This window comes from Bacillus sp. 103mf, from assembly GCF_900116295.1.
GTDB lineage: Bacteria > Bacillota > Bacilli > Bacillales > Bacillaceae_G > Bacillus_A > Bacillus_A bruguierae.
Genome location: NZ_FPAF01000010.1, coordinates 35,467 through 51,175 on the forward strand (window position 1 = coordinate 35,467; position 15,709 = coordinate 51,175).

Annotated in this window: 16 protein-coding genes, 2 pseudogenes and 1 other annotated feature; of the genes and pseudogenes, 6 read left to right on the forward strand and 12 right to left on the reverse strand. The window is 35.6% G+C overall.

Going from position 1 to position 15,709, the window contains the following annotated elements; translation table 11 throughout:
- Positions 1-124: 124 nt before the first annotated feature.
- Positions 125-1,765, reverse strand: coding sequence for a methionine--tRNA ligase (gene metG / locus BM350_RS18765; protein WP_090916054.1), 1,641 nt, complete (start codon positions 1,763-1,765; stop codon positions 125-127).
- A 51-nt stretch (positions 1,766-1,816) separates the two neighbouring features.
- Positions 1,817-2,089, reverse strand: a binding site (T-box leader).
- A 118-nt stretch (positions 2,090-2,207) separates the two neighbouring features.
- Here metG and BM350_RS18770 point away from each other — a divergent pair.
- Positions 2,208-3,008, forward strand: coding sequence for a class I SAM-dependent methyltransferase (locus BM350_RS18770; protein ID WP_090916052.1), 801 nt, complete (start codon positions 2,208-2,210; stop codon positions 3,006-3,008).
- A 161-nt stretch (positions 3,009-3,169) separates the two neighbouring features.
- Here BM350_RS18770 and BM350_RS18775 read toward each other — a convergent pair whose 3' ends face one another.
- Positions 3,170-3,757, reverse strand: a complete 588-nt coding sequence (locus tag BM350_RS18775) for a GNAT family N-acetyltransferase (RefSeq protein ID WP_090916050.1) — start codon at positions 3,755-3,757, stop codon at positions 3,170-3,172.
- A 405-nt stretch (positions 3,758-4,162) separates the two neighbouring features.
- Here BM350_RS18775 and BM350_RS18780 point away from each other — a divergent pair, with 405 nt between their 5' ends.
- Positions 4,163-4,477, forward strand: coding sequence for a metal-sulfur cluster assembly factor (locus tag BM350_RS18780; protein WP_090916048.1), 315 nt, complete (start codon positions 4,163-4,165; stop codon positions 4,475-4,477).
- Between the two features lie 165 nt (positions 4,478-4,642).
- Here BM350_RS18780 and BM350_RS18785 read toward each other — a convergent pair whose 3' ends face one another.
- The 4 genes and pseudogenes from BM350_RS18785 to BM350_RS18795 form a co-directional block, all read right to left on the reverse strand.
- Positions 4,643-6,292, reverse strand: a complete 1,650-nt coding sequence (locus tag BM350_RS18785; RefSeq protein WP_090916046.1) for a M4 family metallopeptidase — start codon at positions 6,290-6,292, stop codon at positions 4,643-4,645.
- A 150-nt stretch (positions 6,293-6,442) separates the two neighbouring features.
- Positions 6,443-7,141, reverse strand: coding sequence for a pirin family protein (locus BM350_RS18790; RefSeq protein ID WP_090916044.1), 699 nt, complete (start codon positions 7,139-7,141; stop codon positions 6,443-6,445).
- A gap of 49 nt (positions 7,142-7,190) precedes the next feature.
- A pseudogene (locus tag BM350_RS26390) lies at positions 7,191-7,295 on the reverse strand (MarR family transcriptional regulator); the annotation flags it as partial.
- A gap of 177 nt (positions 7,296-7,472) precedes the next feature.
- The gene (locus BM350_RS18795) at positions 7,473-7,907 is read right to left on the reverse strand and encodes a DUF3920 family protein (protein ID WP_090916042.1); all 435 of its coding nucleotides are present in this window, start codon (positions 7,905-7,907) and stop codon (positions 7,473-7,475) included.
- 232 nt (positions 7,908-8,139) lie between these two features.
- On the opposite strand from BM350_RS18795, the gene BM350_RS18800 reads away from it, so the two are divergent.
- Entirely contained in the window at positions 8,140-8,580 is a 441-nt protein-coding gene (locus BM350_RS18800; protein ID WP_090916040.1) for a Dps family protein, read from the forward strand.
- A gap of 231 nt (positions 8,581-8,811) precedes the next feature.
- On the opposite strand, the gene BM350_RS18805 is transcribed toward BM350_RS18800, so the two are convergent.
- Positions 8,812-9,390: an LOG family protein gene (locus BM350_RS18805; RefSeq protein ID WP_090916038.1), complete on the reverse strand. Its 579-nt coding sequence runs from the start codon at positions 9,388-9,390 to the stop codon at positions 8,812-8,814.
- A 72-nt stretch (positions 9,391-9,462) separates the two neighbouring features.
- On the opposite strand from BM350_RS18805, the gene BM350_RS18810 reads away from it, so the two are divergent.
- Positions 9,463-9,777 carry a MazG nucleotide pyrophosphohydrolase domain-containing protein gene (locus BM350_RS18810; protein ID WP_090916036.1) on the forward strand — a complete coding sequence of 105 codons (315 nt, stop codon included), beginning with the start codon at positions 9,463-9,465 and terminating at the stop codon, positions 9,775-9,777.
- Between the two features lie 63 nt (positions 9,778-9,840).
- A complete protein-coding gene (locus BM350_RS18815) occupies positions 9,841-10,347 on the forward strand; it encodes a ferritin (protein ID WP_090916034.1) in 507 nt (168 codons plus the stop codon).
- A gap of 45 nt (positions 10,348-10,392) precedes the next feature.
- Here the strand turns inward: BM350_RS18815 and BM350_RS18820 are convergent, their stop codons facing one another.
- The 4 genes and pseudogenes from BM350_RS18820 to BM350_RS18835 form a co-directional block, all read right to left on the reverse strand.
- Positions 10,393-11,574 (reverse strand): NupC/NupG family nucleoside CNT transporter, encoded by a 1,182-nt coding sequence (locus tag BM350_RS18820; RefSeq protein ID WP_090916032.1) that lies wholly within the window; start codon positions 11,572-11,574, stop codon positions 10,393-10,395.
- A 306-nt stretch (positions 11,575-11,880) separates the two neighbouring features.
- The gene (locus BM350_RS18825) at positions 11,881-13,305 is read right to left on the reverse strand and encodes an alanine/glycine:cation symporter family protein (RefSeq protein ID WP_090916030.1); all 1,425 of its coding nucleotides are present in this window, start codon (positions 13,303-13,305) and stop codon (positions 11,881-11,883) included.
- A gap of 221 nt (positions 13,306-13,526) precedes the next feature.
- Positions 13,527-13,937 (reverse strand): annotated as a pseudogene (locus BM350_RS18830) (alanine:cation symporter family protein); the annotation flags it as partial.
- 354 nt (positions 13,938-14,291) lie between these two features.
- Positions 14,292-14,564, reverse strand: coding sequence for an ArsR/SmtB family transcription factor (locus BM350_RS18835; protein ID WP_090916028.1), 273 nt, complete (start codon positions 14,562-14,564; stop codon positions 14,292-14,294).
- 403 nt (positions 14,565-14,967) lie between these two features.
- Between BM350_RS18835 and BM350_RS18840 the strand changes: the two genes are divergently transcribed.
- A complete protein-coding gene (locus tag BM350_RS18840) occupies positions 14,968-15,525 on the forward strand; it encodes a DedA family protein (protein WP_090916026.1) in 558 nt (185 codons plus the stop codon).
- A gap of 41 nt (positions 15,526-15,566) precedes the next feature.
- Here the strand turns inward: BM350_RS18840 and BM350_RS18845 are convergent, their stop codons facing one another.
- Complete coding sequence (locus BM350_RS18845; protein WP_035433200.1) at positions 15,567-15,689, reverse strand: DUF4023 domain-containing protein; 123 nt, start codon at positions 15,687-15,689, stop codon at positions 15,567-15,569.
- Positions 15,690-15,709: the final 20 nt, after the last annotated feature.

The window sequence follows — 15,709 nt, forward strand, 5'->3', positions numbered from 1 at the left end:
GCTATTGTAATAACTTACAATAAGCTTACATTTTTGTAAGGAGAAAACATTCTGCAAATTACTAAACAATACTTATCTTCATTCGTTTATTGCACAAACGTTGAACCAAAGCGAGTTCCACTTCTCATCTATCACGAAAAGATTCGTTCAACTTTTTCACTTCTTCCTCAATTTTCTTCACATCAATGCGTTCAAATAACGGTGACACATTCAAAATACGAACTGGGCTTTCCACCGTACAATTCCATCCGTTCTGGGAAACTCCTAACATTTGTTGCACTTTTGCAGACGAAAACGGAAGAAACGGTGTTAACACTCGGGCAAAATTCACGATAAGGTGAATACAGTTTCTCATTGTATCATCGCACGCTATCTTATCCTCTTTTATTTGCTTCCACGGCTGCCTTTCATCGAAATATTTATTCGCGTAGCGAATATGTTCAAAAATCGTCTCTAGCGCTTGTTTAAAATGCGCTTTTTCAATAGACTCTTCTACTTCAACGTATAATCCCTTTAGCTTTTCTTCCATTTTCTCATTCACTTGACCAGTCGGTACAGTATTCTCATAATATTTTTCAAGAAACTTCAACGTTCTATTTACAAAGTTTCCATACGCTCCTAACAATTCACTATTATGACTATAAATGAATTCCCGCCATGAAAAATCCGTATCTCGATTTTCAGGTGCGTTTATAGTTAAAAAATAACGGATCGAATCCGGATGATATTCCTTCAAAATTTCTGGAACCCAAACAGCCCAGTTTTTACTCGTCGATAACTTTCTTTTTTCAACTGTTAAATATTCATTCGAAACAATATATGCAGGTAATGCTTTCACTTGTATTCCCTGCAAAATAGCTGGCCAAATAATTGTATGAAACGGAATATTATCTTTGCCGTGCACATAATACGTTCGTGTATCCTCTTGCCAAAATGGTGAATCATCACTGTTTGTTTCTTGTGCCCATTGTTTACTTGCTGAATAATAACCAGACACAGCCTCGATCCACACATACACCTTCTTATCCTCGTATCCAGAAACAGGAACACTCACACCAATTGGTAAATCTCTTGAAACAGCACGGTCTTGTAAACCTTCTTGTAGGTAGCGCAGTGTTAATTGCAGAGCGTTCTCACGCCACGTACCGCTTTTCTTTACCGCTTCTACATAGTCTTCTAGCTTCTGTTGTAATGACGTTAATGCAAAATAAAAATGCTCTGTCTCCTTAATTGTCGGCGCAGTGCCGCACAGTTTACATGTTTTCCCCAGCAAATCTATCGGATCTAAAATAGCAGAACATGCATCGCACTGATCACCACGCGCACCTGCACCGCAATGTGGACAAATCCCTTCGACATAACGATCTGGCAAAAATTGTACACAAGTCTCACAGTATGTTTGCTCTACTGTCTTTTTATAAATCAATCCCTTTTCTAAAAGCTCTAAGAAAATGCTCTGAACGACTTGATGGTGAGAAACAGAGTCAGTACGAGCATAATAATCATATGAAAAACCAAGCGCTTGAAAACATCGTTCAAATTCTTCATGATAGCGATCCGCAATTGTTTTGACACTTACCTTCTCCTGCTTAGCGCGAATTGTAATCGGTGTACCGTTACAATCACTTCCCGATACATATAACACATTGTCCCCTTTTAACCGATAATAACGAGCTAAAATATCTCCTGGCAGTAAACCAGCAATATGACCAAGATGCAGCGATCCATTTGCATATGGCCAAGCGCCTCCAATAAAAATATTCATCCTACATTCCTCCTTTAAAAATAAAAAAGCCTCGTCCTTATCTTCTAAAAAGATAAGGACGAGGCTGTATATACAGTCGTGGTACCACCTTATTTCGTCAATTGCTCACACAATTGACCTCTACAAGTACGGAGCAATCATTGCTCGTATACTGTGACTTTGATAACGAGAGTCAACGCTCGTCGCCGCCTACTATTATCAAGTGATAAGTTCAGGACGAAGCTCAGAGGCCATTGTTCAAATGATCATTCTTGCTTCTTTTCAGCTCCCGAAGCTCTCTGGAAAGAATGGGGTCATTCTACTTTTCCTCTTCAACGCTTTTCATATGTAATATACATTGTATGAAAATTGTACAGAAAAATCAAACTTTTTTGGAAATAAAAAGCAGGATTTTTCACCTTTATAAGGAAACTATATACCTTCACAGAAAGGAGCGATAGGATTGAATCAACAACAATTAAGTGCAATGAATAAAACAGGATGGAACAAATCGGCTTATGAAGCTTGGACAAATCGCCACGGAACGCCGTATTCTTACGGAAAACAAATACGAGAAAATCCCGCTGCTGAGGTCGCTTATTATTTGCCTTACATAGATGATGTACGAGGAAAACGAATTATAAATCTAATGGGATCAAAAGGGAGTAAGGCGGTTGCCTTGTCATTGCTAGGAGCAGAGGTAACGGTCGTCGATATTTCAGAGAGCAACGCAAAATATGCGAGAGAGCTTGCCGCAGCTGCCAAAACACATATTGAATACATTGTGTCTGATGTGCTCCATATCCAAAAAACAATCGGCTCATTTGATGTAGTATTACTCGAGCTTGGTGTGCTCCACTATTTCATAGATTTAAAGCCTTTATTTACAATCATTTCTCAATTACTAAAACAAGGTGGAACATTTATTTTACGCGACTATCATCCACTGTACACAAAACTAGTGCAAATAGAAAATAACGAAGTAGTTGCAAGTGGCAATTATTTTCATGAAGATGTAATCGAAGTAGATGTAGCCTACAGTATGCTCTTATCAGAAACAGAGCGTAACTCTTTACCCAAAAACATGATTCGCAGATGGACATTAGGCGAAATTGTAACAAAAATTGCGCAATCGGGACTCCGCATCGAGGAGCTCACAGAAGAATGCGGTCCAAAACAAAAATGGGTCTTCCCCCCTCATGCTCCGAATGGAATTGAAGATCGTATCCCTGGACTTTATACACTTATCGCCAAAAATATATAGAAAAACTCTCTTCAAAAATGAGGAGAGCTTCTGTTTTTTGACGACACAGTCAAAAGAGTATAAGAACAAGCTTTATCATCAATTGTAAAACAAATTAATATAGTTGCTTCTCAAATGGTCTTATTTCATTACAGCTCCTTTTGGTGGAAAAACATTTTCTTTTAATCATTTTTTATCCACTCTGACTTACTCAATCTATAGTGATTATATCGTTCATTTTCTATCGTCTGTTGACGTAGATAAGTAAATCCACATTTTTCAATAACTTTATTTGATGAAATGTTGTTAATTAAAGCTACTGCGTTAAGGACATCTAAATTTGTATTTGCAAACAAATAGTCAATCAATCCTTTAGTCGCTTTAGTAGCGTAGCCTTTCTTTTGATGTTCACTTGAGATGGCATACATAATTTCTCTATTCGGTAAAGGTAGCTCATCTTTAATCCCTGTACAGCACCAGCCAATAAATTCATCTGTGTCTTTAATAAATACTCCCAGTTTTAAAAAATGACCATCTATGTTTGAGGTATTTGTAGCTGCATCAAGAAATGCTTTATTTGCTGGTATTTCATAATTAGTAATCCAATCAACCCTTTGTTCTTTTGTTGATTTCCAGTCTGGCAAGAAATTAAATATTTCAGGTTGATTTGAGATTTTATATATACTTTCTGCATCTTCAATGGAAAACTCTTGAAGATATATATCACTGCAATCTAATCTAAATAATCTTTCTGAAGTTTTATGCCCCATAACGCTTCCCCTTGTATGTCATATTTTCATTACTTATTTTATTAAACTGCCCTTTAATTGAATAAAGGAAATTTATCATTTCTCTTTATAATTTAACATAAATTACCTATAAATCCTAAAATTTTCTTTTCACATCTTATATGACCAAAGTCGCACATAAACTATGATTTCACTTTTAATAACCTACTAAATTATTTTGCAATAAAAAGTTGAGCATAAAACCTCTGCACTTTCATACGCAATTTACTGTACTATTTCTATTGTTTCTCCACGTTATCCGAACTACTTATTGTTATGAGGAATGCTTTTTTTCTATATGAAAAATACTATGAGCTAGATCACTGCATCTTTATTGCAAATCCATTATAATGAGAACAAATATCAATTATTAATAGAGGTGCTTATATGTCTCAAACTTTGGAAGATAAAGTATATGCCAATTTAGAAGCTGTTATTGATCCTGAGCTTGGCGTCGATATTATAAATCTTGGGTTAGTATATGATGTCACAACTGACGAACAGCATAATGCTGTTATTACAATGACAATGACTTCTATTGGTTGTCCAATGGCTGGACAAATCGTGTCTGATGTCAAAAAGGTATTAGCAACAAATGTTCCTGAATTAAATGAAATTGAAGTAAATGTTGTTTGGAATCCGCCATGGACAAAAGATCGCATGTCCCGATTTGCTAAAATTGCATTAGGCATTCGTGATTAAACGATAAAAAAGACCTGATATGAAATCAGGTCTTTTCGTTTCTTACCCCGCATTAACGGGCAGTAAATGATGGGAAAACCAGGAAGAAAACTGCCCGTAAAAGCCCGATTGGGCGGGCTTTCCATCAGTGGGGGATGAAGAATCCCCACTGACGGAAGTTTCACTTTATTTTACTCCTACTGCATCGTATGCTTTCTTTACAGCTTGTACTTCTTTAGAATTTTGGCCATATAAATCTGTAGCCGCTTGAATTGCAGCTTGGCGCATCATGCTAAAGTTTGAGTTTGCAGTTAAATATTTTGTAAGAGCGCGGTAATAAATTTTTTCTGTTGCTTCGCGGCCTACACCATTTACAGTAACATCGTAATGCGTACCACCTTCAGAAACTAAGTGTGCCGCTTTGTTGTTAATGCTGCTATTAATATGAACACCGCCATTATCAATCGTTCCTTTGTAGCGCTTACTATAATGATCAGGATAGCCTTCACTTGGCTTTAATGGATTTGGAATAGAAGCCGGATTACTTAAAGAACGCAGTACAGTTCCTCGCATCTCTGGTGCATAAATATCTTCTCCCATATCCCAATCATCACGGTCAACCATTGCACCCATAATATCAGATAACGATTCATTTAATGCGCCAGATTCATTTCTATATTCTAGATTTGCAGAGTACTCTGTTACTGCGTGAGTGAGCTCATGCGCAATAACATCAAGTCCTGCTGAGAATGGAATAAATTCTTTTCCATCACCGTCTCCGTACATCATTTGGATACCGTTCCACCCTGCATTATCCCAGTTCTTTCCTACGTGAACAGTAGAAATTAATTTTGCCCCTTCATTATCATAGGAATTACGATTAAATGTTTTCTTATAATAATCGTATACTTTCGCAGCGTTAGCATGAGCATCGACAGCTGCTTTATCCTCAAAGAATTTGTTTTTGCTCTCAACTTCATACCCTGTATATCCGAACCATTGCGACAATAAATCAAATAAATATGGATTCATATTTTTCGCATCGAATGTATGAACGCCTTGTCCACGCGTACCATCAAATAAGTGAAAAGCACCTGTTTTTTCATTTCGGGACATTTCAAACATTGTGCGATTTCCTGATACACCGTAACCAAACCCAGTAATATGATCAATCGCATTATACTTCTCAATTACATTTCCGTTTGTTGCATCAACGAAATAATGCCAATAGCCTGGTGCTGGATTTGAAGTAGATGCTTTTACAAGATAAGAAAGATAATATTGTCCATCTTTTTCATATACATATAAATCTTTCTTAATACCATCATAGTTATCTACTTTTCCAATTTCTTTCTCGATACCGGCCTTTGCAATATTTACGGCCTCATCTTCTGAAATGCTCGCAGATGATGGGATATTTTTATTTTCTAAATTCGGAATAACTTGTCCGAAAAATGCTTTTACATTATTATCTTTATCTAGCGTTACTGTTTGATCAGATCCATATACAGAAACACCATTATGTTTTTCAATAAGCTTCACATGTGTTGTTTCTGCTTCTGCATCTTTTTCTTCGCTAACGACCTCAAAATGTTTCTCAATATTTCCCGCTAATTTAAACATATCTTTTTTACTTTTTAAATACTCAAACACCGTTTCTTTTTTATCTAATCCTTCCGGTGCTTTCCACTCTTCCCCAATATAAGATGGTGTCTGGAACTCTTGGTTGTATTGAATTTTTTGCTCATCTGCATATGTACGTGACGTACCTAATGTCGCAAATGCTCCTAAAGCCATAGACAAAGCTAACGTTGAAGATAGAACCTTCTTTTTCAAAAACAACACTCCCCATCCCTAAATTGTTTGACACTTTTATACAGTTCTAGAGAAATTAGCAATAACCTTTAATTGAATTTTTAGAAAATTTAGACAGAATATTCAAAAAAAATAGTAGCGTCCTTTTTAGACGCTACTCGCTTACTACAATTATTGTTTCTTCATCTCAATTACCAAATAATGAGCTGTTTCCGTTGCTTGAATGTGAATATCTTCCGCAATTACTTCTGCTGCATCTCTCATCCCTAATGTTTCACCATTCACAACGCCGCCTCCTTCAATTTGAACCAAATAAGCTTGACGCCCTTCACCAACTGAGAACACAATCTCTTTTCCTTTTTCTAAAGCAAGAGAGTACAAGTTTGCATCTTGATGAATTTCAATCGGTGCACCGCCATCAATTGGTGAAACCATGTGGAACCATGTATTCTCACGTTTATCCCAATCAAATTTAAATTCACCATAATTTGGTGTATGACCAGCACGGTCTGGTAAAACCCAAATTTGCAGAAGACGCAATGTTTCATCGCCTAAATTGTGTTCACTATGGAAGACGCCTGTTCCAGCACTCATATATTGCACATGTCCACGCTCAATTGTTCCGCGGTTTCCCATACTATCTTGGTGTGTTAATGCCCCGTCTACTACATAAGAAATAATCTCCATATCACGATGCGGATGCATCTCAAATCCTGTTTGTGCTGCTACTAAATCATCGTTAATAACGCGAAGTGCACCAAATCTCATATTATTTGGGTTGTAGTAATCTGCAAATGAAAAATGAAAATGTGTATTTAACCAACCGTGATTTGCTCTTCCCATTTGTTTATGATCAATTTTTTTAAACATATTTTTCACCTCATATTATCTCGAATCCGAGATATTTATTTAAAATTTTTTATAACTGTAACTTTCTTAATAATTCCAGCAGTTGCTTCTGCTCCTCACGAGTGAGCTTATAAAATTGGATTGCTTAAAAACTTTCTTACGGGGGAACTACTTCTGTCTGCCCCCTGTCCGATTTATACTAATTCATTAAATTGTGCAGCAGAAAAATCTTATCTTTTACATGTTGATTCATCTCACTAAGCTTTGTAACTACAGTTTAGAACTAAACTTAATAAATGTCAATTACTTTCTTTTTGTAAGTTTAAAACTAAAATATAGTATATACTATGTTTTAGTTCACATACCTTCTCCTATATTCTCTCAGCTTTCTCTTCGCAAACACCCTTGCATCTTTTTCAATCCACCGCTTTTCATACATTTCATCCCCAACATACAATAACTTATGTTCATGCTGCATATCATGCCGAAACTCATGCAACAATGTTTCTAATACATTCTCATACTTCTCCCACATACAAACAAAAATGAGCCGCTTTTCTTTATGATAAAATCCGCTCAAAGGAAATAAAAATTCTTCTTCCTCTTCTCCTAATCGTATTAACACATCATTCGTTTCGCACGTATCACAGAAAATAACAGGTACCTCACGTCGTTCAATTAACGAGAAAACATCCCTCTTTACTTGATTTATATCCCATGGAAAATTGTCATCAAGTACATACCAGTTCCCAGCTTGTTGATATATCTTTTGAAATGGGAGCTGCATTTTCATTCTCCTTTCTCTTTACTCTCTGTTACTTGTATGTCACATTAGCTTTTATTTTAAACATACATGTGCGTCACAAAATATTTTAAAATTATATATGCAAAAAGAGTTGATTTTATACCTGTTATTAGATTATAATAATTATAAATTAGTAAATAGTATAAAATAATAATTTAAAAAGAAATTGACCACATTAACAAACAGTATAATAATTTAAAAGGGGATTGATTACATGAACACACAAGTAATTGAAGTATTAAACAAACAAGTAGCAAACTGGAACGTTTTATTCACAAAATTACACAACTTCCACTGGTACGTTACAGGACCTCAATTCTTTACACTTCATGAGAAATTCGAACAACTTTATACAGAAGCAGCTACGCACATCGATGAAATCGCAGAACGTATTTTAGCAATTGGCGGCAAACCAGTAGCAACAATGAAAGAATACTTAACATTATCTTCTGTTCAAGAGGCAGATTACGGAGAAACTGCAGAAGGGATGGTCGAAGCGATTATGAAGGACTACGAAATGATGCTAAGCGAACTAAAAAAAGGCATGGAAATCGCACAAGATACAGACGATGAAATGACATCTGACCTACTACTTGGCATCTACACAGAACTTGAAAAACACGCATGGATGCTGCGCGCATTCTTGAATCAATAAGAAAAGCAGAGCCGACTGTTTAGCCCCGTTGGCTAAGGTTCTTTCACACAGAAGGTGCTTTTTGCCTCAGCGGAAGGCGCGAAACGACCGCCTGTTCTAGCCGCTGGAGCTGGATCATAAGAAAAGCGGTGCCAATATATCGGCGATTCGACACAATATAAAAATCCTTCGATAATATTCGACAAGAAGAATATACAAAAAACCGAGTGGGACACCCCACTCGGTTTTTCATCATGTTAACTGTTTCCACTTATTACCCATAACTGGCCTTTTGTAACTCTTCATCTGCACAAATAATTCGTTAGCTGTTTGTGCAGAAACAAGCAATTCTTTATTTGATGGATTCATAAATCCTTCTTCTGCTGCACGGTCCACCATTTGTAATAATGGTGTGTAGAATTCTGCAATGTTGAGCAATCCAACAGGCTTTTCATGAATCCCGATTTGTGACCAACATACAACTTCAAACAACTCTTCAAATGTTCCATATCCACCTGGCAATGCAATAAATGCATCAGCAAGTTCACTCATTTTCGATTTTCTTTCATGCATTGTTTCTACTTCGATTAGTTTCGTTAAACCGTGGTGAACAATTTCTCCTCTAAATAACCCACGCGGCATGATGCCTGTTACACGGCCCCCTAGCTCTAATACTTGATTTGCTACTTCTCCCATTAATCCAACACAAGAGCCGCCGTATACAAGCTCTATATTATTTTGAACTAGTATCTTTCCAAGCTGACGAGCTTCTGTTTGAAATTCTAGACGCTCCCCAACATTCGATCCTGCAAACACACAAATCCGTTTCATTCCGCCACCCCAAAACTATATATTGTTATGCTACAATGTAATCATACTACATATTGGGAGGATGAGAAAAGGATGGATACGAATGAATTTCAAAGATGGGTGGAACAATTTTATCATGAGCGGGGCTGGGCCCAATATAATTCTTTTATTCGCGTTAATTTTTTAGCGGAAGAAGTTGGCGAAGTTTCTCGCGTTGTGCGTGCTATCGAAATTGGCCGCGATCGCCCAGATGAAACGACGAAGAGCGAAGAAGAATTAACAATAGAGTTGAAAGAAGAACTTGGAGATGTACTAGGAAACCTTATAATTTTAGCGCAAAAATATAACTTAGATTTGCAAGATATTATGGAAACACATGTGAAAAAACTTTCCAAACGATTTAAATAATAAATGAGAATTATTTTCAACTATGATATGATTATATTGTAATAATATGAAAGGGGTCTTTTTATGTTATCTTCAAAATTACGTGAAGCACTAAATGATCAAATGAATTTTGAATTTTACTCAGCCCATGTGTATATGGCAATGGCAGCATACTGTACATCAGAGAGCTATGATGGATTTGCAAATTTCTTTCTTGTACAAGCAGAGGAAGAGCGTTTCCATGCTATGAAGCTGTACAATTATATTAACGATCGCGGTGAGCGTGCAATCATTACTGGATTTGATCATCCAAATAACGAATACGAATCGATTTTATCAGCTTTTGAAATCGCCCTTGAGCACGAGCGTGAGGTTACAAAACGTATTTATAACCTATCTGATATTGCATGGGATGAACGCGAACATGCTACCATCACCTTCTTAAAATGGTTCGTTGATGAGCAAGTAGAAGAAGAAGCATCTTTCGATAGCATCATTCAAAAATTAAAACGGATTACAAGCGATTCCAACGCATTGTTTATGTTAGATGCCGAATTAGAAAAACGTACATTTACTCCGCCTGCTGAGTAAACAAAAAAAGCAATGAGCCCGCTGCTCATTGCTTTTTATTTTATCTTATAGCATAACCCCAACGATAATCGCTGATAAGACACTTACTAATGTTGCACCGTATACAAGTTTTAATCCGAAAGAAGATACAACATTTGCTTGTTTTTCATCGATACTCTTCGTTGCACCTGCGATAATTCCGATAGATGAGAAGTTTGCAAATGATACAAGGAATACAGATAAGATACCAACTGTACGAGGTGTTAAACCACCAGCTGCTTTTCCTAAATCAAGCATCGCAACAAATTCGTTTGTTACTAATTTTGTTGCCATAATTTGTCCAGCTTTTACCATCTCAGATGCTGGAATACCCATGATGAATGCTAATGGTGAGAACACATATCCTAAGATTGTTTGGAATGTGATACCGAAAATAGAATCAAATAGACCGTTAATTGCTGCCATCAATGCAATGAATCCGATTAACATTGCTGCTACTGTAACTGCAATTGAAAATCCTAACATAATGTACTCGCCTAGCATTTCGAAGAATGTTTGGTTCTTGTCCTCTTGTAACTCTAAAATATCATCCTCTTCTTTTACATCGTAAGGATTTAAAATGTGAATGATAATAAATCCACTAAATAAGTTTAAAACAAGTGCTGTTACAACATATTTAGGGTCAAGCATTTTCATGTAAGAACCAACGATTGACATGGAAACTGTCGACATAGAAGATGCACAGAGTGTATATAAACGATTTTTTGGTAACTTACTTAGTTGATCTTTAACTGTAATAAATACTTCCCCTTGGCCAACAATTGCCGCTGCTACTGCATTATAAGATTCTAATCTTCCTAAACCATTTATTTTACTTAATAAGAATCCAATTGCTTTAATAATGACTGGTAAAATTCTAAGATGTTGCAGAATTCCAATTAACACTGCTAAGAAAATAATTGGAAGTAATACAGAAAGGAAAAATGTGAATTCTCCCTTATTTACCATTCCACCAAATACAAAGTTAATTCCAGCGTCCGCAAATTTTAAAATTGTACTAAATCCATCAGAAATTCCTTTAATTAAATAGTATCCAATCTGTGTATTTAATAAGAAATATGATAATCCTAGTTGAATAACAAGCATAATAGCAATTGGCTTATATTTAATCTTTTTCCGATCGCTACTTACAAGAAACGCTAGTATAAATACAGCAATTAGTCCTACAAGAAACATGACAAATTTCATACTTGAATCCTCCATTTTGTAGTTTGATTTACCAAGATGCAACAGTTGTCTAATGATAGACGTCTGACAATTCAGATTAAAAAGATAAATACCTTTACATGCAAATTACTTCCTATATGAGTAAGCGTTTGCATTAGACAAAATTCTATACTGAATAATTATTGTGGAATATGAGAATGATATCATTTTGTTTCATCCATAAACTGATTGTAAGCGTTATCTTTACAAAAAGCAATATATTTTTCAAAGGGAAAAATATACAAAAAAAAGGAACATAGAGTCCCGCCTCTATGTTCCTTTGCGTTACTAACCTAATTGTTTTTCTTTTTCAATTACTGGATCTTCCCAGCATTCTGCATTTTTTAGTCCCGGGATAGAACTTGCATGGAATACAGGATCTTTCCCTTGTTTCTTCTGCTTCATATAGTCTGTAAGTGCAGCAAATGCAAATTTACCAAGAAACGCAATCGCAATTAAATTTATGATAACCATAAAGCCCATAAATAAATCAGCTAAATCCCATACAAATTGGATCTTTGCAACAGAACCGAATACAATCATGGCTAACACGCTTATTCGGTATACCATCAACCATACTTTACTATTGTTTAAGAATCGAATATTTGTTTCTCCGTAATAATAGTTACCAATTAACGCACCGAATCCAAATAGGAAAATAAAGATAGCAAGACACCCTGATGCCCAAGAGCCGACATGTTCACTTAATGCTGCTTGTGTAAGTGCAATACCATTTAGCTCTGGTTGTTTGTATGCATCAGAAAGTAAAATAATAAATGCTGTGCTTGTACAGACAATCAGTGTATCCGTTAATACACCAAATGCTTGAATAAGTCCTTGTTTCACCGGATGGCTTGTTGTTGCCGTTGCGGCAACGTTTGGCGCACTTCCCATACCAGCTTCATTTGAGAATAAACCACGTTTAACCCCATGCATGAGCGCTGCGCCGATTGAACCGCCTGCTATTTGTTTAAAGCCAAATGCGTTTTGAACAATAAGAGAAAGAACTTCTGGCATTTTTGTTATGTTTGTAACTATAACAAATAATGCAATACCAATGTATAACACCGCTAGAAACATCACTTTGTATTCAGCCATTTTTGCAATACGCTGCACACCGCCAAAGATAATCGCAGCGAAAGCAAGAGCCATAATAATTCCTAAAGTTAAACGATCTGTACCGAATGCATTCTCAAAAGCAATTGTAACGGTATTTGATTGTACAGAATTGAATACAAGACCGAAAGTGATCGTAATTAAAATGGAGAATAATACTCCCATCCAACGTTTGTTCAATCCTTTTTCCATATAATAGGATGGACCACCACGAAAACCATTTTTATCTTTTACTTTATATATTTGTGCTAACGTACTTTCAACAAAGCTGGATGCTGAGCTAATAATAGAAATAATCCACATCCAGAATACCGCTCCAGGACCGCCTAATGCAATCGCAATCGCAATTCCTGTGATATTTCCCGTTCCAACGCGAGCAGCCATACCAATACAGAACGCTTGAAATGGGGAAACTTCGTCTTTAGAACCAGATTTCCCTTCCATTAACACACGGACCATTTCCTTTAACATTCGAAACTGTACAAATTTCGATTTAAACGTAAAATAAATTCCGAAAGTAACAAGCATAATAATTAACAATTTAGACCACAGAAAATCATTTGTTAATCCCAATAGATCCGACAAAAATTGTCCCATATCATCACCTCATATCAAAATTTAGTAGCCCTAATTCATATAAAATAATCTTATTTTTCCGACATAAATAAACTCGTCTCATACACACATGCAACACAGGTAAAAATTTTCTATGAAAATAGTATTTCCTCATTTATGCGAATATCCATAACATGTAACCGTACAGCTAATAGCTGCACCATCATGCTTGTTCCGTATGCCGGATTTTTAAATTGGACTTATATATAACGTTCAAGACCAAATGCATTCTTAATTCTTCAAAGCAAGTGTAACTGTATTTGCTTGTACAGAGTTGAAAATTAGTTCATAACTAATTGTAATTAAGATAGAGAATAAAATCCCCATCCAGCGCTTATTTAAACCTTTTTCCATATAGTAAGCTGGACCACCTAACAAAATCGCTAGTGCTCCCCTGCTAAGTTACCAATCCCGATACGGGCTGCAGAACTTATACAAAAAGATTGAAAAAAAGAAACACTGCCTTTTTTACCCGCCATTTCCCCTAGATGACGAATTTGAACGAACTTCAGTTTAAAAGAAAAATAAAGGCCTAAGCCAATTAACATTGTAATAATTACATAAGTCCATAGAATATTATTCTTTGTTTCAACGGATTTTTCTAAAATGCTAATCATGTTGTCCCCTCCCTTTTTTCTTACATAAATTCAATTGTAATTTAAATACATTCAAAAATCAACAATTTTCGACAAAACAACAATTTCATATTGCATTATCTCTCAAATTCTTTGTTTATCTTTAAAATACTCGTAAATACAAACGCTTACAATAAATGAATACATGTTATATTTTCTGACATGAAAATATAATGCATAAAAAAAGCACAATTCTCTTTAACCGAATTGTGCTCTATGACATGATTTCGAATCTTTTCTCTCTATAAATCGTTTAACAGTCTAATATTATATTTTAGAGTCTACAATAAAATATTAGACTGTTAAAAAATATAAGAACTCCGTCATTTTCATTTAAATAATATTGGCTACAATCATCTTCGTACGACTATCCACTACTTCATAATAAATTTCTAACCCTTTTCGAGTGCCCGAAACAATTTTAGCAGCTTTTAATTTCGCTAAGTGCTGACTAACTGTACTTTGAGGCATTCCCAACTTTTCATACATTGTTGTTACATTCGTAGGGCCTTTCGTAATCAATGTTTCAACTAAATTTAAACGCACAGGATGCGCCAATACTTTTAATATTTCAGCGATATCTTCATATTTTCCTATCATTTTCATTTTCTCCTCTTTATATATAATTATGTTTATAACTTTCCACTATATTATTCGAAAGGACATATGATTTTGTGTCCGTCGTTTTAAAAAATTTTAAAAAAGTTTTAGAAATGAAAATAATAACGGTTTATGCTAACGCAAAACGTTGAGCGGAGCTACTCCCCCTTATTTTCAGAGGGTTCTAAAACAAAATTTGTTATAATAAAAAAATATATTTAGCTACATGGTAGATTTATACATACCCTTTCACACAAAATGAAGCAGCAATATAGTAATGATTGTGCGTAATTGGGTGAAACTAAAAGACATATACAATAGTTCTTATTGCAGATGAAACGGATGGTGATCACAAATAGAACAGCACTTAAATTATGTCATTTCGCATTATGGATATTTCGGACTAATCATGGCGTTAGTTGGGGGAATTATTGGATTACCAATACCTGATGAAACGTTATTAACTTTTGTAGGATATTATATATTTCAAGGAAAAATGCACTTCTTTATCGCCTTATTAAGCGCATGGTTTGGCTCGGCAGTTGGTATTTCGCTTAGTTACATATTAGGAAAAAGACTTGGGCTTCCCTTCTTAAAGAAATTTGGCCCTAAAATGCACATTACAGAAAACAAAATTGCTCGGACACAAGATCTCTTTCAAAAAATTGGTCCTCCTTTACTTATTTTTGGCTACTTCATTCCAGGTGTGCGGCATGTTACTGCCTATTTAACCGGCATTTCCAGTCTGCGTATTCGGACATTTTGTCTGTACGCTTATCTAGGAGCATTCATATGGAGCTTTACTTTTATTCAATTAGGATTACAATTCGGGAAAGACTGGCATCTAATCAGTCATTACGTTCACCGTTACGGGCTTATTTTATTAGTTGTATTAATCGTTTTTGCCGTTCTTGCCGCTTTGGCTTTTCTATACATTCGCAGAAAAAAAACAAATGCAACGCAATGAAATCAACAAAACCCACCTTCCCAAAAAGGTGGGTTTCTTTTTTATTTATGCGTTTTATTCGGCTTTTTCTTGCCCGGGTTTCCGTTACCTTGACGCTTTTTATTTCGTTCCGCTTTCTCCTGTGTATCGTGCAGTTTCTCTACAAAATTACTACTGTTATCCATAGTTGCAGCCTCCTTGGTTA

What these genes read in the sequence shown, in the direction of transcription:
- metG (WP_090916054.1), bottom strand. Translation starts at nt 1,765, where the DNA reads ATGAATATTTTTATTGGAGGCGCTTGGCCATATGCAAATGGATCGCTG.
- BM350_RS18775 (WP_090916050.1), bottom strand. Translation starts at nt 3,757, where the DNA reads ATGGGGCATAAAACTTCAGAAAGATTATTTAGATTAGATTGCAGTGAT.
- BM350_RS18780 (WP_090916048.1), top strand. Translation starts at nt 4,163, where the DNA reads ATGTCTCAAACTTTGGAAGATAAAGTATATGCCAATTTAGAAGCTGTT.
- BM350_RS18790 (WP_090916044.1), bottom strand. Translation starts at nt 7,141, where the DNA reads ATGTTTAAAAAAATTGATCATAAACAAATGGGAAGAGCAAATCACGGT.
- BM350_RS18795 (WP_090916042.1), bottom strand. Translation starts at nt 7,907, where the DNA reads ATGCAGCTCCCATTTCAAAAGATATATCAACAAGCTGGGAACTGGTAT.
- BM350_RS18800 (WP_090916040.1), top strand. Translation starts at nt 8,140, where the DNA reads ATGAACACACAAGTAATTGAAGTATTAAACAAACAAGTAGCAAACTGG.
- BM350_RS18805 (WP_090916038.1), bottom strand. Translation starts at nt 9,390, where the DNA reads ATGAAACGGATTTGTGTGTTTGCAGGATCGAATGTTGGGGAGCGTCTA.
- BM350_RS18810 (WP_090916036.1), top strand. Translation starts at nt 9,463, where the DNA reads ATGGATACGAATGAATTTCAAAGATGGGTGGAACAATTTTATCATGAG.
- BM350_RS18815 (WP_090916034.1), top strand. Translation starts at nt 9,841, where the DNA reads ATGTTATCTTCAAAATTACGTGAAGCACTAAATGATCAAATGAATTTT.
- BM350_RS18820 (WP_090916032.1), bottom strand. Translation starts at nt 11,574, where the DNA reads ATGAAATTTGTCATGTTTCTTGTAGGACTAATTGCTGTATTTATACTA.
- BM350_RS18825 (WP_090916030.1), bottom strand. Translation starts at nt 13,305, where the DNA reads ATGGGACAATTTTTGTCGGATCTATTGGGATTAACAAATGATTTTCTG.
- BM350_RS18835 (WP_090916028.1), bottom strand. Translation starts at nt 14,564, where the DNA reads ATGAAAATGATAGGAAAATATGAAGATATCGCTGAAATATTAAAAGTA.
- BM350_RS18840 (WP_090916026.1), top strand. Translation starts at nt 14,968, where the DNA reads ATGGCGTTAGTTGGGGGAATTATTGGATTACCAATACCTGATGAAACG.
- BM350_RS18845 (WP_035433200.1), bottom strand. Translation starts at nt 15,689, where the DNA reads ATGGATAACAGTAGTAATTTTGTAGAGAAACTGCACGATACACAGGAG.